Below are 17752 nucleotides of genomic sequence, written 5' to 3' on the forward strand. Positions count from 1 at the left end.
CGCGCTTATATAATAAAGGAAAGCAGGAATGTGCAAGCCAGTGCAATAACGGACGCGATAAATGTCGCAGTCGTATAGTATTTGAACGTTTCATTCAGGGTGGCACCGCAATACTGCTTCACCAGCCAGAACAGGGAATCGGTGACGATCGTGCAGCCAATAGCGCCGGAACCGATGGCAATGGCGATGATCTCCGGGCTAACGTTGGGGTACAGCGGTAGCATCGGGGCAACGATTGCCGTTGCGCCCATCATCGCAACGGTGGCTGAGCCTACCGCCGCATGCAGGATCAGTGCGACCAGCCAGGCCAGCAGAATCGGGTGCATGTGCATATTCGAGAGGATCAGCGCCAGAGTATCCGCCAGCCCACTGCTTTTCAGGATAGCGTTGAATGCGCCGCCTGCGCCGATAATCAACAGAATGTTGGCTATGGAGCCAAAACCGTTTTCGGTGTGGGTCAGCAACGCCCCCATACCAATGTGCTGACGCAGACCGAGAATGTAATAGGCCACGAAAACGGCAATAAACATCGCGGTGATCGGGTTACCGATAAACTCCAGCAGCGTATACAGCGTACCGCCTTTCTCCATGTTCAGCTCAGCGACGGTTTTGACCAGCATCAGGCCAATCGGCAGCAGTACGGTAAACAGCGTGGCGCCCAGCGACGGCAGCGTACTTTCGTCGCGCACTTTCAGGTCGGAAAACTCAGTTGGTACCGGTTTAAACGGCAGACGGTTGCCGAGGAATTTCAGGTACAGCGGCCCGCCGACAAGCGAAGCCATTAAACCCACCAGTAAACCATAAACAATCACGCTGCCAATATCCGCACCCAGCTTGTTCGCCACGAACAGGGCGGCCGGATGTGGCGGCACCACGCAATGTACAGCCATCAGCGCCGTACACAGCGGGATCGCCAGTTTCAGCAGTGAGGTATTGGTTTTTTTAGCAATAGAAAAAGCCAGTGGGATCAACAGCACCACGCCGACTTCGACAAATAGCGTGATGCCGCAAATCAGCCCGACCAGCACCATAATGACGTCGGCCGAAAGCCAGCGGCAGCGCTGTAGCGTCAGGCCGATGCGTTCGGCCGCGCCGGACACTTCCATCATTTTACCGAGAATGGTACCAAGACCGATAACGGCGGCGAGAAAGCCCAGCGTACCGCCTATGCCGCTCTCAATGGCATTGACCATATCCAGCGGCCCCATCCCCATCATCGTACCCACGAAGAAACTGGCTAACAGCAGCGCCAGAAACGGGTGGAATTTGAACTTCACGATGGTCAAAACGATTAACACGATGCTTATCAGCAGCGTGCTCACAACCCAGATTTGAGAGTGCATAGCTCACCTTGCCCTGTGATTAATATAGGGTTATTGGACAAAAATAAGGCACGGTCTGACAAACGATATAAATCCCCACTCACATGAGCCAGATTGAATCAAAAGAGTGACTTACATCTAATAACGGACTGATAATGCGATATGGTTCACTCTGATTCATCTTTACGCTGATTTTTACAGCGGATTTTTTTACACTTCGGCGAAAGAATCAGGATGAAGGAGGTGAATATGGACCCCCTGCGCGAAGTCAGAAATCGGCTACTCAATGGCTGGCAGCTGTCGAAGCTGTATACCTTTGAAGTGGCGGCCAGGCATCAGTCATTTGCGCTGGCAGCAGACGAACTGTCGTTAAGTCCCAGCGCCGTCAGCCACCGCATTAACCAGCTGGAAGAGGAGCTGGGCATTCAGCTGTTTGTGCGCTCGCACCGCAAAGTGGAGCTTACCCACGAAGGTAAACGGGTGTTCTGGGCGTTGAAATCGTCGCTGGATACGCTGAATCAGGAAATCCTCGATATCAAAAACCAGGAGCTGTCCGGGACGCTCACTGTGTACTCACGCCCCTCCATCGCACAGTGCTGGCTGGTTCCGGCGCTTGGTGACTTTACCCGTCGCTATCCGTCGATTTCGCTGACCATGCTGACCGGGAATGACAACGTCAATTTGCAACGTGCCGGGGTTGATCTGGCTATCTATTTTGACGATGCGCCCTCTGCGCAACTTACGCACCATTTTCTGATGGATGAAGAGATTCTGCCGGTATGCAGCCCGGACTATGCCCGTCGTTATGATCTTACGGGGTCGTTAGTGAATCTGTCGCACTGCACGTTGTTGCACGACAGGCAGGCATGGAGTAACGACTCAGGAACCGATGAATGGCACAGTTGGGCGCAGCATTTTGCGGCGAATCTGCCGACATCATCGGGTATCGGTTTTGATCGTTCTGATTTAGCGGTCATTGCGGCGATGAACCATATCGGCGTAGCGATGGGCCGAAAGAGACTGGTACAAAAGCGCCTAGACAGCGGAGAACTGGTCGCGCCTTTCGGTGATATGGCGCTGAAATGCCATCAACACTATTACATCACCACGTTACCCGGCAGGCAGTGGCCAAAAATCGAGGCATTTATTGGCTGGCTGCAGGAGCAGGTTAAATAAGCGGGCCGCGAATATTTTTTACGCTTTCTCTCTACACGGAAAGTGAAAAAGCATGCTAAATACGTGATATCACTCCTGATGATTTGCGTAAGGACGACCGTGTTAAAGCCGATTGTTTCCCTCTTACTGTTAGCCAGTGCTACCGTGTATGCAGCGCCCCCTGTGTTGACGGCGGCGCTGTATGCGCAGCAGCTTGGGGTTGGAATGGACGTAGACTGGGCTCGCACCGATCGCGGTATCCGCGAGTTCGATCCACTGGTGGTACGGGATTTCAAGGCGAAGGGGATCTCTCATGTGCGTATTCGTGTGGCTGGCGAGCCAACAGAAGCCAGACTCATCCATTTGCGCAAGCTGGTAGAGGCTTGCGAGCAATACGGCGTGATCCCGATTATTACTTATCAAGCTGATGAATATAAAAAAGACCCCAATAGTGGCAACGAAAAAGAGGTGGTTAACTGGTGGGTCGCAGTGGCGCATTACTTTGGGCAAAGCTCGCCGTTGCTGGGTTTTGACCTGATTTATGAGCCTGCCGATAAGCTTAATCACAATCAGACTTCGCTCAATCGGGTGTACGACAAAACGATTCGCACCATCCACGCCATTTCGCCGCAGCGGATGATTTTCATTGCTCCGCGACTGCGCGCGGCACCGGAAGATTTGCTTAATCTGAGATTACCGCCGCAAAGTCAGAATACCGTTCTGGCTGAATGGCATATCTTCCCGTGGGGGCCGCTAAAAAATAACGGTAAGTATCCCTGGACGTCGGGAACTGCGGCAGAAAAAGCCGCCATTCGCGCCCGTATTAATACGGCCATTCACTGGCAACAGAAAACGGGTCATGTCAGTTGGGTGGGGGGGTGGTCAGCGGGAGAAACCATCAAAAACACGCCTTCTGCCGCGCAAACTGCATTTGCACGGTTTGTGGCATGTGAACTGCGCAAGGCGAAAATCCCCTATGCAATCAATGCTGATACGCAGTTTTATGATGGTGAGGAAGGCGCCTGGCGTCCGGCACTGGAGCCGTTGATTAATACGATGATTGCGCCTGAATGTGACAAGCCCGGCGATAAGCCGGGCCATCATGCGCTTAAACCGCCTGTCCCTGATGCGACACGCGTGACGCCAGCGGCAGCCAACACACAAAAATCAGCAGCCCCATAAGGGTCATCAGCAGCCCGAGGCTGGCTTGCCCGGTCTGCGGTAGCATCGCGGAGAGCCACGCCAGCACGCCAGAGCCAATGTTTTGTAATCCACCAACCAGCGCGCCGGCAGTACCTGCCAGGAACGGGAAAGGTTCCATTGCGCCGCTGGTTGCCAGTGGGAACAACATTCCGGCACCGAAGAAAAACAGTGCGGCAGGAACCAGCAGTGTCCAGACGTTCATCACGTCGAACAGCCCCGGGATCCACATCATTAAACCCGCTACCAGACAGCAGCTCACCGACTGCCACATTAGCGTTGAAAACCGCTTGTTAGGGCGACCGGCGAACCAGGCGCCGAAAAACGCCGCCGGAATAGGTAGAATAAACAGGATGCTGACCGCCATGCTGCTTAGACCGAGCCGTGCGCCCAATAATACTCCGGAGCAGGCTTCAAAGACCGCAACGCCCGCCAGACCGCCGATCAACATCAGCACGTAACAGGTGAAAGCGCTATTACCAAACAGGGTTTTGTAGCTGGCAATAAGCCGTGGACGCGGTGCACCCGCAGGCCGTGTTTCCGGCATCCAGCGTGCCATGCTAAACGTCACGCCCGCACACAGAATCAGCAGAAAAATATAACAGGCGCGCCAGTTCCACACTGTATCCAGTACACCGCCAATCAATGGTGCCAGCAGCGGGCTAACCAGGATCCCCATGTTTAACAGACTATTGGCGTGGCGCAGTTGCGTGCCTTCGTACAGATCGCGCGGTAAAGTTCGCGCCATCACACCGCCGACGCCCGTTCCCATCCCCTGGATGGCACTGGCGATAATCAGTACCGTCAGGCTATGGGTGGTAATGGCGACCAGCGTAGCCAGCATAAAAATAGACATCCCGGCGAGGATCACCGGGCGGCGCCCTACGCGGTCTGAAAGGGGACCGTAAACCAGTTGCGACAAGCCGTAGGTCAACAGGTAGGCGGCCATCACGCTTTGCACTGCGCCTTCGCGAACGTTCAGTTCACGCGCCATATCAGCAATCGCGGGGATATAAATGGTTTGCGCCATCTGACCCACCGCCACCAGTAATACCAACATCAACAACAAATTGACGCTTCTATGCCTTTTCATTTCGCTGATTACTTTTCAAATGAATAAAAAATAAGAATAAGGTGCTGCACTTTCCCATAAATGCGCGTGGAATCTACCACAACAGAAAAAGAAGGCCAGATAGTGGACTGGAATGTTTCAACGATGAACGGCAGGAAATGTAAACAAATAGCGGCAACAAATGTTGCCGGATTGCATCAGGTTTACAACGAGATCATGATAAGCGGAGTAAAACTGCGCCGGCTGCAATACCTGCGGCTGCGACAAGACGTATTCCGGCAACCTTTTCTTTCAGCAGCAGCCACGCGAGCAGAGCGCCAAACAGAATCGACGTTTCACGCAGCGCAGCGACCACCGCCAACGGAGCCTGGGTCATGGCCCATAGCGCCAGGCCGTAAGAGCCCATGGTGCCAATCCCGCCAAGAATACCTTTCTTCCATTGGTGCGCCAGATAGCGGGAGGCTTCGCGGCGTCGGGCAATCATCGCCCAGCTCAACAAGCAGGAGCCGTTCAGAAAGAAGGTCCACAGCGTGTAGCCCAGTGCAGTTTCTGAAAGCCGAACACCGGTGCCATCAACCAGCGTATAGCCGGCGATAAAGCAGGCATTAATGAGTGCCAGAACGATCCCGCGTTGCGAACTGTTGCGTCCGTTAAATGCCATGCCGAGGATCGCCAGGCAGATGGTGGCAATCCCCACCCAGGCCAGCATTGACAGACGATCGTCGAGAAACAAGACGCTGATAATTGCGACCAGCAGCGGCGCTGTGCCGCGCATGATGGGATAGGTTTGGCTCATATCCGAAACCTGATAGGTTTTAGCGACCAGGACGGTATAGACCACCTGTAATGCGGTTGAGACAGCTAAAAACGGCAGGCTGGCGGCAGAGGGTTGCGGCGCAAAGGGTAAACAAATCAGCGCCATAATCGCAGCGGTTCCGCTGACGCTGATCGCCGAGTACAGCTTGTCGCTTCCCGCTTTTACGATGGCATTCCAGCTGGCATGCAGTAGTGCGGCGAACAGCAAAATGCAGAAAACAGAAAGCGTCATGGCGGAATTCTTCCCTGAGGATGTCATAAAAACGTAACACATTGGCATGGCACAAGCACCAGGGAGAAGGTGAAAGGGGAGCGGAGTGTTTCCCGCCCCCCTTAGGTGCGACTTGAATCTGAATTACTTAACGTATTTCAGAACGGCATCAAGGAGTTGCAGTGCTGCAACAATGAGTTTGAGGATAAGAATAGCGATATCCACGAGGCTCATACGCTCTCCTTTTGGTACAAGGAGCACGGTGCTGACGTACCTCGCCGCTGCCTGTTGCCAGCACCTTTGTTGACATAACACAGTGTGCTCACACGGGGGTTAAGGCGCTGACGGCACCACCCGTTTCAGCCAGGACTTTGATGCGCCGGTTTACGATGCGGCCCCCGCATAACATATTGCGTACCGAGACATTATAGATAAATACTGTATAAATTAACAGTATTTTATGGACGTTACGCTATTCATGTTCCATACTCAAAAACATCAAAATTCGTGCCGAAATTGCGTGTTCTTCGTAGAACGCGTATACTTTTTTCGTTGACATAACACAGTATGTTCGGCGGCTACCAACCGCACAACGCTGAAAAAACCTCGCTCCGGCGGGGTTTTTTGTTTTTACATTGCGTACAGCTAAACGTGATCTTTGACGCATTTTTGCGCAGATGAAAAATTTTCCATTGTCACGCTGAAAAACCTGTGTTTGTATAAATCCTGTTAACCAACAAACAGACAAGGTCCCTAATGAACCCTTCCATGCTGACTGCGGCCCTACTAAAAACTGCGCCATCTCGCGCAGCGGTCGTCGTGCGTGTGGTGGTGGTCGTCGGCAATGCGCCGTAGGGTCCGGAACAACACACGATTCCAAAACCCCGCCGGCGCAAACCGGGCGGGGTTTTTCGTATAAGAGACCTGCCCGGAGCAAAGGCCCAGAATAAAAGGACTGGAGCATGGCAAGTTCGGGCATCACATCCAAGCGTACGCGCTTTACGGGCGCAGAATTCATCGTTCATTTCCTGGAACGTCAGGGAATTAAAGTGGTCACCGGTATTCCTGGCGGCTCAATTCTCCCCGTCTACGACGCCTTAAGCCAAAGCACGCAAATCCGTCATATCCTGGCGCGCCATGAGCAGGGGGCGGGGTTCATCGCCCAGGGGATGGCACGAACCGAGGGTAAACCCGCGGTGTGTATGGCCTGTAGCGGGCCAGGGGCAACTAACCTGGTTACTGCTATCGCCGATGCGCGCCTGGATTCTATTCCGTTGGTGTGTATCACCGGGCAGGTTCCGGCCTCGATGATCGGCACCGACGCCTTCCAGGAAGTTGACACCTACGGCATCTCTATCCCCATCACCAAACACAATTATCTGGTTCGCCATATCAATGAATTACCGCAGGTCATGAGCGATGCCTTCCGCATTGCGCAGTCAGGACGCCCAGGCCCGGTGTGGATAGACATACCTAAGGACATTCAAACAGCCATATTTGAAATTGAAGAGATGCCGGAGCCTGCAGAAAAAGCCCCTGCGCCAACCTTTAGCGCGGACAGCGTTCGCGATGCTGCCGCCATGATTAATGCGGCACAACGTCCGGTGCTGTACCTCGGCGGCGGCGTGATTAACGCACCTGAGCGCGTACGTGAGCTGGCGGAAAAAGCGAAACTGCCTACCACCATGACGTTGATGGCGCTGGGCATGTTGCCAAAAGCGCATCCGCTGTCGTTAGGCATGCTGGGTATGCACGGTGCACGCAGCACTAACTTTATACTGCAAGAGGCTGATTTATTAGTTGTTCTTGGTGCGCGTTTTGATGATCGGGCGATAGGTAAAACCGAACAGTTCTGCCCGAATGCAAAAATAATCCACGTGGATATCGATCGTGCCGAGCTGGGTAAAATCAAACAGCCGCACGTGGCCATTCAGGCGGATGTGAATGAGGTTCTGGCGCAATTGATCCCGCAGATTGAAGCACAACCTCGGGACGCGTGGCATCAGATGGTGGCCGATTTACAACGCGAATTCCCTTGTACGATTCCACAGGAAAGCGATCCGCTCAGCCATTATGGGCTGATTAACGCCGTTGCGGCTTGCGTGGACGACAGCGCCATCATCACCACCGACGTGGGTCAGCATCAGATGTGGGCGGCGCAGGCCTACCCGCTGAATCGCCCACGTCAGTGGCTGACTTCTGGTGGTCTGGGGACCATGGGCTTCGGTCTGCCCGCAGCGATTGGTGCGGCGCTGGCGAACCCGGACAAGAAAGTGCTGTGCTTCTCCGGCGACGGCAGCCTGATGATGAATATTCAGGAGATGGCGACTGCCAGCGAAAATCAGCTGGATATTAAAATCATCCTGATGAATAACGAAGCACTGGGTCTGGTGTATCAGCAGCAGAGCCTGTTCTATAAGCAAGGCGTGTTTGCTGCGACCTATCCGGGGATGATTAACTTTATGCAGATTGCCGCCGGTTTTGGTCTCGAAACCTGCGATTTAAATCATGAAGCGGATCCACAGGCGGCGCTGCAGGAGATAATCAATCGTCCAGGACCTGCGCTGATCCACGTACGTATTGATGCAGAAGAAAAAGTGTACCCGATGGTACCGCCGGGTGCGGCAAACACTGAAATGGTGGGGGAATAAGCCATGCAACAGCAGACTCATGACAACGTAATCCTGGAACTCACCGTACGCAATCACCCGGGTGTAATGACCCACGTTTGTGGACTGTTTGCCCGCCGTGCGTTCAACGTGGAAGGTATCCTCTGTCTACCGATTCAGGACAGTGATAAGAGCCGTATCTGGCTATTGGTGAATGACGATCAGCGTCTGGAGCAGATGATAAGCCAGATCGACAAACTGGAAGATGTGGTGAAAGTGGCGCGCAACCAGTCTGATCCATCGATGTTTAACAAAATTACCGTCTTTTTCGAGTAATCCGCTCAAGGTAGAGGCCGCTTGAAGGATGAGGTGTATATCGTTAAGGTAATCGCCTTTGCCGGATGGCGGCATTCATGGCTTATCCGGCCTACCTTCTTGTAGGCCTGATAAGCGCAGCGCCATCAGGCGTTTTCCAGCACCAGGACATAACCCATGATTACCGTTGCCCTTATCGACGATCACCTTATCGTCCGTTCCGGGTTTGCCCAACTGTTGGGGCTGGAACCCGATTTGCAGGTTGTGGCTGAGTTTGGCTCAGGTAGCGAGGCACTGGCAGGATTGCCGGGGCGCGGCGTGCAGGTCTGTATCTGCGACATCTCCATGCCTGACATTTCCGGCCTCGAACTGTTAAGCCAGTTGCCAAAAGGCATGGCGATTATCATGCTCTCCGTCCACGACAGCCCGGCGCTGGTGGAACAGGCGTTGAACGCAGGGGCGCGAGGTTTCCTCTCAAAACGCTGTAGCCCTGATGAGCTGATTGCCGCGGTGCGTACCGTGGCAACCGGCGGCTGTTATTTAACGCCGGACATCGCCGTCAAACTGGCGGCCGGACGTCAGGACCCGCTCACAAAACGCGAACGTCAGGTGGCAGAAAAACTGGCACAAGGGATGGCAGTCAAAGAGATTGCGGCTGAACTGGGCTTGTCACCAAAAACGGTACACGTGCACCGCGCCAACCTGATGGAAAAGTTGGGCGTAAGCAACGATGTTGAGTTGGCTCGGCGGATGTTTGACGGCTGGCAATGAACACGTTCTTTTCCCGGTTAGTCACCATTGTTGCCTGCTTTTTTATCTTCTCTGCCGCATGGTTTTGCCTGTGGAGCATCAGCCTGCATCTGGTTGAACGCCCGGAGCTGGCAGTGCTGCTGTTTCCATTCGGCCTGCGCCTGGGGTTGCTGCTGCAATGTCCGCGCGGCTACTGGCCGGTGCTGTTGGGTGCGGAATGGCTGCTTCTGTTCTGGCTGGCGCAGGAAGTGGCGCTGTCCCATCTGCCACTTTTGGTGATCGGTAGCTTTCTCGCCTTACTTCCTGTCGCACTGACCTCACGTTTCCGCCATCAACGTGACTGGCGCACATTGTTATTACAGGGGGCAGCGCTGACCGCGGCGGCACTGCTGCAATCGCTACCTTGGCTTGGGCAAGGTGAAGAGGCGTGGACCGTGCTGCTGCTAACACTCACCGGTGGGCTGACGCTGGCGCCGATCTGCCTGGTATTCTGGCACTATCTGACCAGCACCACCTGGCTGCCGCTGGGACCGGCGGTGGTTTCTCAACCTGTGAACTGGCGCGGACGACATCTGGTCTGGTATCTGCTGTTGTTCAGTGTCAGCCTGTGGTTGCAGTTGGGGCTGCCGAATGAGCTGTCACGTTTTACGCCGTTTTGCCTGGCGCTGCCGATTATTGCACTTGCCTGGCACTATGGCTGGCAGGGGGCGCTGATCGCCACGCTGATGAATGCCATCGCGCTGATTGCCAGCCAGACCTGGCACGACCATCCTGTCGACTTGCTGCTCTCCTTGCTGGCGCAGAGCCTGACCGGGCTGCTGCTCGGCGCGGGTATTCAGCGCCTGCGTGAACTCAATCAGTCGCTGCAAAACGAGCTGGCGCGTAATCATCGTTTGGCCGAGCGTTTGTTGGAAACCGAAGAAAGCGTGCGTCGCGACGTGGCGCGCGAGCTGCACGATGATATCGGGCAGACCATTACCGCCATTCGTACCCAGGCGGGTATCGTTCAGCGGCTGGCGCCGGAAAACGCAGGGGTGAAGCGCAGTGGGGCGCATATCGAGCAGCTTTCACTCGGGGTATACGATTCGGTACGTCGCCTGTTGGGGCGTTTACGCCCGCGCCAGTTAGATGATTTAACGCTGGAGCAAGCTATCCGTTCGTTGATGCGGGAAATGGAGCTGGAAAGTCGCGGTATCGTCAGCCATCTCGACTGGCATATTGATGAATCAGAACTCAGCGAAAGCCAGCGGGTGACGCTGTTTCGCGTCTGCCAGGAAGGACTGAACAATATTGTTAAGCATGCCAATGCCAGTGCGGTGACGTTGCAGGGCTGGCTACAGGATGAGCGGTTGATGCTGGTGATTGAGGACGATGGCAGCGGCCTGCCGCCGGGTTCGAATCAGCAGGGATTTGGCCTCACCGGGATGCGTGAGCGCATTACGGCCCTCGGCGGTAAGCTTTCGATATCCTGTACGCACGGTACGCGGGTCAGCGTCTCTTTGCCTCAGCGTTATGTGTAAGGAATGGCAATGTTTCAGTTTCTAAAAGCCCCGGCGAATGCGCCACTCATTACCAATAAAAGTGAGGTGGATGCCCGTTATCGCTACTGGCGGCGGCATATTCTGACCACCATCTGGCTTGGCTACGCGCTGTTTTATTTTACGCGCAAAAGCTTCAACGCTGCGGTGCCGGATATCCTGACCAGCGGCGTACTGACCCGCAGCGACATTGGCCTGTTGGCAACGCTGTTTTACATCACCTACGGCCTGTCGAAGTTTGTCTCTGGTATCGTCAGCGATCGTTCCAACGCCCGCTATTTTATGGGCATTGGCTTGATTGCAACCGGCGTGGTAAACATCCTGTTTGGTTTCTCGACCTCGCTTTGGGCCTTTGCGCTACTGTGGGCACTGAATGCGTTCTTCCAGGGCTGGGGATCGCCGGTATGCGCTCGTTTGCTAACGGCCTGGTATTCGCGTACTGAGCGCGGTGGCTGGTGGGCGCTATGGAACACCGCGCATAACGTCGGCGGGGCGCTGATCCCGATGGTGATGGCGGCGACGGCGCTGCATTATGGCTGGCGTGCAGGAATGATGATTGCCGGAATACTGGCGATTGTAGTGGGATTTTTCCTGTGCTGGCGGTTGCGCGACAGGCCGCAGGCGATTGGCTTACCCCCGGTTGGCGACTGGCGACACGATGAGTTAGAAATTGCCCAGCAGCAGGAGGGCGCAGGCTTAACCCGCAAAGAAATCCTCACCCGCTATGTGTTGCTGAATCCCTACATCTGGCTGCTGTCGTTGTGTTATGTGCTGGTGTACGTGGTACGTGCGGCGATCAACGACTGGGGTAATCTGTACATGTCAGAAACGCTGGGGGTCGATCTGGTGACCGCCAACACCGCGGTGACCATGTTTGAACTGGGCGGGTTTATCGGGGCACTGGTGGCGGGTTGGGGGTCAGATAAGCTGTTCAACGGCAATCGTGGGCCAATGAACCTGATTTTTGCCGCCGGGATTTTGCTCTCCGTCGGCTCGCTATGGCTGATGCCGTTCGCCAGCTATGTGATGCAGGCGGCGTGCTTTTTCACCACCGGATTCTTCGTCTTTGGCCCGCAAATGCTGATTGGTATGGCGGCAGCAGAGTGCTCGCACAAAGAGGCGGCAGGGGCGGCGACCGGGTTTGTCGGGCTGTTCGCTTATCTGGGAGCTTCGCTCTCCGGCTGGCCGCTGGCGAAGGTGATGGAGGTCTGGCACTGGACCGGATTCTTTGTGGTTATCGCTATCGCCGCGGGGATCTCCGCGCTATTGCTGCTGCCGTTTTTGAATGCCCAGGCGCCGCGTGAGCCTGGTGAAGCGTGATGTACCTCACCTTTTTGCCCCGAGTGGGGTAAAACTAAGAAATTTTCCCGGTTTCACCTGGACGCTGTCTCAGGCGTGATCTCGGGCTGATTTTTACAATGCCTGCTATTCGCAGGTATAAAAATTAGCTCGGAGAGTCCTATGCTGGCCTTCTTAAACCAGGTGCGCAAGCCAACCCTGGATCTGCCGCTCGATGTGCGGCGTAAAATGTGGTTCAAACCGTTCATGCAGTCCTATCTGGTGGTCTTTATTGGTTACCTGACCATGTATCTGATCCGCAAAAACTTCAACATCGCGCAGAACGACATGATCTCCACCTACGGGCTGAGCATGACGCAGCTGGGGATGATTGGCCTGGGCTTCTCCATCACCTACGGCGTGGGTAAAACGCTGGTTTCTTATTACGCGGATGGCAAAAACACCAAGCAGTTCCTGCCGTTTATGTTGATTCTCTCCGCCATCTGTATGCTCGGCTTCAGCGCCAGCATGGGCGCAGGCTCAACCAGCCTGTTCCTGATGATTGCTTTCTACGCGCTGAGCGGATTCTTCCAGAGTACTGGCGGTTCCTGTAGTTATTCCACCATCACCAAATGGACGCCTCGCCGTAAACGTGGTTCTTACCTCGGTATGTGGAACATTTCCCACAACCTCGGTGGTGCCGGTGCGGCTGGTGTGGCGTTGTTTGGTGCCAACTACCTGTTCGACGGCCACGTCATCGGTATGTTTATCTTCCCGTCGATTATCGCCCTGATTGTTGGCTTTATCGGCCTGCGCTATGGCAGCGACTCCCCGGAATCTTATGGTCTGGGGAAAGCTGAAGAGCTGTTCGGTGAAGAGATCAGCGAAGAAGACAAAGAGACCGAAGAAAATGACATGACCAAGTGGCAGATCTTTGTTGAGTACGTGCTGAAAAACAAAGTGATCTGGCTGCTGTGCTTCTCCAACATCTTCCTGTACGTGGTGCGTATTGGTATCGACCAGTGGTCTACCGTGTACGCGTTCCAGGAACTGAAACTCTCCAAAGAAGTGGCGATTCAGGGCTTTACCCTGTTTGAAGTGGGTGCGCTGGTCGGTACGTTGCTGTGGGGCTGGTTGTCTGATCTGGCGAACGGTCGCCGGGCGCTGGTGGCCTGCGTGGCGCTGGCATTAATTATTGCCACGCTCGGTGTTTACCAGCACGCCAGCAACCAGTACGTTTACCTGGCTTCATTGTTTGCCCTCGGCTTCCTGGTGTTTGGTCCGCAGCTGTTAATCGGCGTGGCGGCAGTCGGATTTGTGCCGAAAAAAGCGATCGGCGCAGCCGATGGGATCAAAGGTACTTTCGCTTATCTGATCGGTGACAGCTTTGCCAAGCTGGGTCTGGGGATGATTGCCGACGGCACGCCGATTTTCGGCCTCACCGGTTGGGCAGGAACCTTCGCCGCGCTGGATGCCGCCGCCATCGGCTGTATCTGCCTGATGGCAATCGTGGCCGTGTTTGAAGAGCGTAAAATTCGCCGCGAGAAAAAGATTCAACAATTGAAAGTCGCTTAAGTTAAGTGTGCATTGGTAACTTTTGCCCGCCTTAATGGCGGGCTTTTTTATGCCGTGGCGTTCATCCATCGACAGAGATAAATTTGCCGCTATGATGGGCATCCTGTCTGGTAATGGATGTGCGCATGATTTGGATAATGCTGGCCACCCTGGTGGTTGTTTTTGTTGTGGGGTTTCGGGTGCTGACGTCCGGATCTCGACGGGCAATTCGCCGTCTGAGCGAGCGACTGAATATTGATGTCGTGCCGGTAGAGTCGATGATCGATCAGATGGGAAAAGTGCAGGGCGAGGCGTTTTTACAGTACCTGCACCGCCCTGACGAATCGCATCTGCAAAATGCGGCCCAGGTGCTGTTGATCTGGCAAATCGTGATTGTCGACGGCAGTGAGCCAAATCTGCTGCAGTGGCACCGTTGGCTGCAAAAAGCTCGGCTGGCCGCGCCGATTACCGACGCGCAGGTGCGTCTGGCGCTTGGTTTTTTGCGCGAAATGGAACCGGATATGCAGGAGATAAATGCGTTTCAGATGCGCTATAACGCCTTTTTCCAGCCCGAAGATGGCGTGCACTGGTTACATTGATAGTTATGCCTGGTGGCGTTACGCTTCTCAGGTCGAAAAAAGGGCCCTGCCTTAGATGGAATAAGCCACATCGCCATTCGGCGGAGAAAGTTGTTGAAACGTTAAATACGTCACACATTTAATGTTACACTGCGTAACTTTTCTACAATAACCCCACGCAGGTAACAAAATGAGTGAAGCTGTTGAACAAAAATCCCGCGCTGAAGTGAATACCCGACCTAACTGGTCGGCGGTATTCGCCGTGGCGTTCTGCGTTGCCTGCCTGATAACCGTTGAGTTTCTTCCCGTGAGCCTGTTAACGCCGATGGCGCAGGATCTGGGGATTTCTGAAGGTGTGGCGGGGCAATCGGTGACAGTGACGGCATTTGTCGCTATGTTCGCCAGCCTGTTTGTGACGCAAATCATCCAGGCGACCGATCGTCGCTATGTGGTGATCCTGTTCTCAGTGCTGCTGACGCTCTCCTGCCTGCTGGTTTCCTTTGCCAACTCTTTTTCGCTGCTGCTCATTGGCCGCGCTTGCCTCGGTCTGGCGCTTGGCGGTTTCTGGGCAATGTCGGCGTCGCTGACCATGCGTTTGGTTCCCCCTCGTACGGTGCCGAAAGCGCTGTCGGTGATTTTTGGCGCTGTCTCTATCGCGCTGGTGATTGCCGCGCCGTTGGGGAGCTTTTTAGGCGGTATTATCGGCTGGCGTAACGTGTTTAATGCGGCGGCGGTGATGGGCGTGCTGTGCACGATTTGGGTGGTGAGAGCGCTGCCATCGCTGCCCGGTGAACCGTCGCACCAAAAACAAAATATGTTCAGCCTGCTGCAACGTCCGGGCGTGATGGCTGGCATGATCGCCATCTTTATGTCCTTTGCCGGGCAGTTTGCCTTCTTTACCTACATCCGTCCGGTATACATGAATCTGGCGGGCTTTGATGTTGATGGCCTGACGTTAGTGCTGTTGAGCTTTGGTATCGCCAGCTTTGTCGGGACGTCGCTCTCTTCGGTGATTCTGAAGCGCTCGGTCAAACTGGCCTTAGCCGGTGCGCCGCTGGTGTTGGCGCTCAGTGCGCTGGTTCTGATCCTGTGGGGCAGCGACAAAGTGGTGGCGGCTGGCATTGCGATTATCTGGGGACTGGCGTTTGCGCTGGTACCGGTAGGCTGGTCGACGTGGATCACCCGTTCTTTGGCCGATCAGGCAGAAAAAGCCGGATCGGTGCAGGTTGCCGTGATCCAGCTTGCCAATACCTGCGGGGCCGCAGTGGGAGGCTATGCGCTCGATAACCTCGGATTGCTGTCGCCCCTGATGCTTTCCGGCAGTCTGATGCTGTTGACGGCGCTTCTGGTCACGATGAAGGTCAGAATGCAGTGAGAGTATTGCCTGATGGCGCACAGCTATCAGGCAATACCGCTATCTGACAACGGTATCAATCAAAACCCTTGTTCTCGGCGGTATGGGCAAACCATTCGCCGCTCTTTTTCACCGTACGTTTTTGCGTGTCTAAATCTAACTGGACAAAACCGTAGCGGTTTTTATATCCGTTGAGCCAGGACCAGTTATCAATAAAAGTCCACATATGGTAGCCAAGACAATTACACCCTTCGCTGATGCCTTTATGTAGCCATTTCAGATGTTCAGATACAAATTCAATGCGGTAGCTGTCGTTGATCTGATCCTGCTCAACGAAACGCTGCTCATTTTCCACACCCATACCGTTTTCAGAAATAAAGCAGCGCGGGTTGCCGTAATTATCACGAAGATTAGTAATAATATCGTAAATACCTGGCTCATAAATTTCCCAGCCACGGTAAGGGTTCATTTTACGCCCCGGCATTTCGTAATAATCAAACAGCCACTCCGGCATAAACGGCGCGTTTGGATTGACGGCAGTATCACGACATTTCACGCGGCGCGGCTGATAATAATTGATACCGAGCAGGTCGATTTTCCCCTCGGCGATGAGCTGACTGTCGCCTGGCTGACAGGCTGGTAGCTGATCGTACGCTTTCAGCAGTTCGACCAGATCCGCCGGATATTCCCCTTTTAGTACCGGGTCAAGGAAGCTGCGGTTAAACAGCAGATCCGCATGGTGCGCGGCTTTTACATCCGCCGGGTTTTGCGAGCGTGGGTAAGACGGCGTCAGATTTAGGATCACACCGATTTCACCGCCGTAGTTTCCGGCGCGATACGCGCGCACCGCCGTGGAATGCGCCAGTACAGTGTGATACGCCACGGTGGCCGCGCGTTTGAAATCCACTACGTTAGGGTAGTGGAAATCATACAGATAACCGCCTTCTACCGGGACAATCGGTTCGTTAAAGGTGAACCAGTGCTTCACCCGATTGCCGAATATGTTAAAACAGGTCTGCGCGTAGCGGCCAAACGCCTCAACCACGTCACGGTTTTCCCAGCCGCCTTTCTCCTGCATCACCATCGGCATATCGAAGTGAAACAGGGTGATAAACGGTGTAATGCCTTGCGCCAGCAGTTCGTCGATGACGTTGTTATAGAAATCGACAGCCTCACGATTAACCTCGCCAGTACCGTCCGGGATCAGTCGTGACCAGCTGATAGAAGTGCGGAAGCTGTTGTGTTTCAGCTGTTTGAGCAGTGCGATGTCCTGTTTCCAGTGCTGATAAAACGTTGAGGTGTTTGCCGGGCCAACCCCCTGGTGGAAACGCCCTGGCTGGCGGTCGAACCACACGTCCCATGTTGTCTGGCTTTTGCCGCCATTCAGGCTATCCCCTTCGGTTTGCAACGCCGAGCAGGCACTCCCCCACCAAAAGTTATCAGGAAAACGGTATCGCATTATCTTGCTCCTTGATGTATTTCACTTCCCTACACAATAGGCGATTTTGCTAAACAGAAACCGGTTACAGAGCTCGTTTTTCAATACGATAGTTACAAATCCGGGCATTCAACTTTGCCCAACGCTTCCCAGTAGGTGTTCTGGTTATTTCGTTGTATTGCCAGAATAGCCTCGCGGATATGCTGCTGATTACGTGTATCAGCCATAATCGTTTTTTCCCACATCTCATCGGAGGGTGAACCCTGCGGGGTGCAAATCTTGCGTAAGTCCTTCAATACAGTGTTTTTTTCATGAACGGACTGTAGAGAGCCGTAAGCCGACTCGGCCTGCGCTAAACCCGGCAGCGTGAAAAGAATGGCAATAAGCGGTAAAGCGGCTCGTTTCATGATAATAATCCTTGTTGTCGATGCGCATCATCTCAAGACTAAGTGTAGACACTACATTGCACATGACTCACTCAACAGTCTGCATTACCAGGGAAAACGGTCTCGTCTGTAAGTTGTAGATGGCTTCTCCTCTTCTCCTCACTTTCTTGCGCAGC

17 protein-coding genes are annotated in these 17752 nt (G+C 54.3%); 11 read left to right on the forward strand and 6 right to left on the reverse strand.

Features of this window, described 5'->3' with window-relative positions:
* Positions 1–5: 5 nt before the first annotated feature.
* Complete coding sequence (dsdX, locus tag I6L54_RS01560; RefSeq protein ID WP_040231512.1) at positions 6–1343, reverse strand: D-serine transporter DsdX; 1338 nt, start codon at positions 1341–1343, stop codon at positions 6–8.
* A 228-nt stretch (positions 1344–1571) separates the two neighbouring features.
* Here dsdX and dsdC point away from each other — a divergent pair, with 228 nt between their 5' ends.
* Both dsdC and I6L54_RS01570 read left to right on the forward strand, forming a co-directional pair.
* Complete coding sequence (dsdC, locus tag I6L54_RS01565; RefSeq protein WP_040231513.1) at positions 1572–2498, forward strand: DNA-binding transcriptional regulator DsdC; 927 nt, start codon at positions 1572–1574, stop codon at positions 2496–2498.
* Between the two features lie 78 nt (positions 2499–2576).
* Positions 2577–3659: a cellulase family glycosylhydrolase gene (locus I6L54_RS01570; protein ID WP_040231514.1), complete on the forward strand. Its 1083-nt coding sequence runs from the start codon at positions 2577–2579 to the stop codon at positions 3657–3659.
* On the opposite strand, the gene emrD is transcribed toward I6L54_RS01570, so the two are convergent.
* The 3 genes from emrD to tisB all read right to left on the reverse strand — a co-directional run bounded on the left by emrD (position 3586) and on the right by tisB (position 6010).
* The gene (emrD, locus tag I6L54_RS01575) at positions 3586–4770 is read right to left on the reverse strand and encodes a multidrug efflux MFS transporter EmrD (RefSeq protein WP_040231516.1); all 1185 of its coding nucleotides are present in this window, start codon (positions 4768–4770) and stop codon (positions 3586–3588) included. The genes I6L54_RS01570 and emrD overlap by 74 nt on opposite strands.
* Positions 4771–4963: 193 nt before the next feature.
* Positions 4964–5797, reverse strand: a complete 834-nt coding sequence (locus tag I6L54_RS01580) for an EamA family transporter (RefSeq protein ID WP_040231517.1) — start codon at positions 5795–5797, stop codon at positions 4964–4966.
* A 123-nt stretch (positions 5798–5920) separates the two neighbouring features.
* Positions 5921–6010, reverse strand: a complete 90-nt coding sequence (gene tisB / locus I6L54_RS01585; protein WP_003023909.1) for a type I toxin-antitoxin system toxin TisB — start codon at positions 6008–6010, stop codon at positions 5921–5923.
* 522 nt (positions 6011–6532) lie between these two features.
* On the opposite strand from tisB, the gene ivbL reads away from it, so the two are divergent.
* From ivbL to nepI, 9 genes are all read left to right on the forward strand, one after another.
* Complete coding sequence (gene ivbL, locus I6L54_RS01590) at positions 6533–6631, forward strand: ilvB operon leader peptide IvbL (protein WP_072041451.1); 99 nt, start codon at positions 6533–6535, stop codon at positions 6629–6631.
* Between the two features lie 107 nt (positions 6632–6738).
* Positions 6739–8427 carry an acetolactate synthase large subunit gene (gene ilvB, locus I6L54_RS01595; protein ID WP_040231518.1) on the forward strand — a complete coding sequence of 563 codons (1689 nt, stop codon included), beginning with the start codon at positions 6739–6741 and terminating at the stop codon, positions 8425–8427.
* Positions 8428–8430: 3 nt separating this feature from the next.
* Positions 8431–8721, forward strand: a complete 291-nt coding sequence (gene ilvN / locus I6L54_RS01600) for an acetolactate synthase small subunit (protein ID WP_003023914.1) — start codon at positions 8431–8433, stop codon at positions 8719–8721.
* Positions 8722–8877: 156 nt separating this feature from the next.
* A complete protein-coding gene (gene uhpA, locus I6L54_RS01605; protein WP_005121502.1) occupies positions 8878–9471 on the forward strand; it encodes a response regulator transcription factor UhpA in 594 nt (197 codons plus the stop codon).
* The gene (uhpB, locus tag I6L54_RS01610) at positions 9468–10970 is read left to right on the forward strand and encodes a signal transduction histidine-protein kinase/phosphatase UhpB (protein ID WP_040231520.1); all 1503 of its coding nucleotides are present in this window, start codon (positions 9468–9470) and stop codon (positions 10968–10970) included. The genes uhpA and uhpB overlap by 4 nt, the downstream gene beginning before the upstream one ends.
* A gap of 9 nt (positions 10971–10979) precedes the next feature.
* On the forward strand, positions 10980–12308 hold the full coding sequence (uhpC, locus tag I6L54_RS01615; protein ID WP_040231521.1) for an MFS transporter: 1329 nt from the start codon (positions 10980–10982) through the stop codon (positions 12306–12308).
* Between the two features lie 141 nt (positions 12309–12449).
* Positions 12450–13841, forward strand: a complete 1392-nt coding sequence (uhpT, locus tag I6L54_RS01620) for a hexose-6-phosphate:phosphate antiporter UhpT (protein WP_040231523.1) — start codon at positions 12450–12452, stop codon at positions 13839–13841.
* A 125-nt stretch (positions 13842–13966) separates the two neighbouring features.
* Positions 13967–14419 (forward strand): DUF1198 family protein, encoded by a 453-nt coding sequence (locus I6L54_RS01625; RefSeq protein WP_040231524.1) that lies wholly within the window; start codon positions 13967–13969, stop codon positions 14417–14419.
* Between the two features lie 169 nt (positions 14420–14588).
* Positions 14589–15773, forward strand: a complete 1185-nt coding sequence (gene nepI, locus I6L54_RS01630) for a purine ribonucleoside efflux pump NepI (RefSeq protein ID WP_005121516.1) — start codon at positions 14589–14591, stop codon at positions 15771–15773.
* A 55-nt stretch (positions 15774–15828) separates the two neighbouring features.
* Here nepI and I6L54_RS01635 read toward each other — a convergent pair whose 3' ends face one another.
* A complete protein-coding gene (locus I6L54_RS01635) occupies positions 15829–17211 on the reverse strand; it encodes a 6-phospho-beta-glucosidase GmuD (protein WP_040231526.1) in 1383 nt (460 codons plus the stop codon).
* 92 nt (positions 17212–17303) lie between these two features.
* The gene (locus I6L54_RS01640; protein ID WP_040231528.1) at positions 17304–17597 is read right to left on the reverse strand and encodes a YicS family protein; all 294 of its coding nucleotides are present in this window, start codon (positions 17595–17597) and stop codon (positions 17304–17306) included.
* Between the last annotated feature and the right edge of the window lie 155 nt (positions 17598–17752).

Origin of the sequence: Citrobacter pasteurii, from assembly GCF_019047765.1 — a bacterium.
Classification (GTDB): domain Bacteria; phylum Pseudomonadota; class Gammaproteobacteria; order Enterobacterales; family Enterobacteriaceae; genus Citrobacter; species Citrobacter pasteurii.

What these genes read in the sequence shown, in the direction of transcription:
- dsdX (WP_040231512.1), bottom strand. Translation starts at nt 1,343, where the DNA reads ATGCACTCTCAAATCTGGGTTGTGAGCACGCTGCTGATAAGCATCGTG.
- dsdC (WP_040231513.1), top strand. Translation starts at nt 1,572, where the DNA reads ATGGACCCCCTGCGCGAAGTCAGAAATCGGCTACTCAATGGCTGGCAG.
- I6L54_RS01570 (WP_040231514.1), top strand. Translation starts at nt 2,577, where the DNA reads ATGATTTGCGTAAGGACGACCGTGTTAAAGCCGATTGTTTCCCTCTTA.
- emrD (WP_040231516.1), bottom strand. Translation starts at nt 4,770, where the DNA reads ATGAAAAGGCATAGAAGCGTCAATTTGTTGTTGATGTTGGTATTACTG.
- I6L54_RS01580 (WP_040231517.1), bottom strand. Translation starts at nt 5,797, where the DNA reads ATGACGCTTTCTGTTTTCTGCATTTTGCTGTTCGCCGCACTACTGCAT.
- tisB (WP_003023909.1), bottom strand. Translation starts at nt 6,010, where the DNA reads ATGAGCCTCGTGGATATCGCTATTCTTATCCTCAAACTCATTGTTGCA.
- ivbL (WP_072041451.1), top strand. Translation starts at nt 6,533, where the DNA reads ATGAACCCTTCCATGCTGACTGCGGCCCTACTAAAAACTGCGCCATCT.
- ilvB (WP_040231518.1), top strand. Translation starts at nt 6,739, where the DNA reads ATGGCAAGTTCGGGCATCACATCCAAGCGTACGCGCTTTACGGGCGCA.
- ilvN (WP_003023914.1), top strand. Translation starts at nt 8,431, where the DNA reads ATGCAACAGCAGACTCATGACAACGTAATCCTGGAACTCACCGTACGC.
- uhpA (WP_005121502.1), top strand. Translation starts at nt 8,878, where the DNA reads ATGATTACCGTTGCCCTTATCGACGATCACCTTATCGTCCGTTCCGGG.
- uhpB (WP_040231520.1), top strand. Translation starts at nt 9,468, where the DNA reads ATGAACACGTTCTTTTCCCGGTTAGTCACCATTGTTGCCTGCTTTTTT.
- uhpC (WP_040231521.1), top strand. Translation starts at nt 10,980, where the DNA reads ATGTTTCAGTTTCTAAAAGCCCCGGCGAATGCGCCACTCATTACCAAT.
- uhpT (WP_040231523.1), top strand. Translation starts at nt 12,450, where the DNA reads ATGCTGGCCTTCTTAAACCAGGTGCGCAAGCCAACCCTGGATCTGCCG.
- I6L54_RS01625 (WP_040231524.1), top strand. Translation starts at nt 13,967, where the DNA reads ATGATTTGGATAATGCTGGCCACCCTGGTGGTTGTTTTTGTTGTGGGG.
- nepI (WP_005121516.1), top strand. Translation starts at nt 14,589, where the DNA reads ATGAGTGAAGCTGTTGAACAAAAATCCCGCGCTGAAGTGAATACCCGA.
- I6L54_RS01635 (WP_040231526.1), bottom strand. Translation starts at nt 17,211, where the DNA reads ATGCGATACCGTTTTCCTGATAACTTTTGGTGGGGGAGTGCCTGCTCG.
- I6L54_RS01640 (WP_040231528.1), bottom strand. Translation starts at nt 17,597, where the DNA reads ATGAAACGAGCCGCTTTACCGCTTATTGCCATTCTTTTCACGCTGCCG.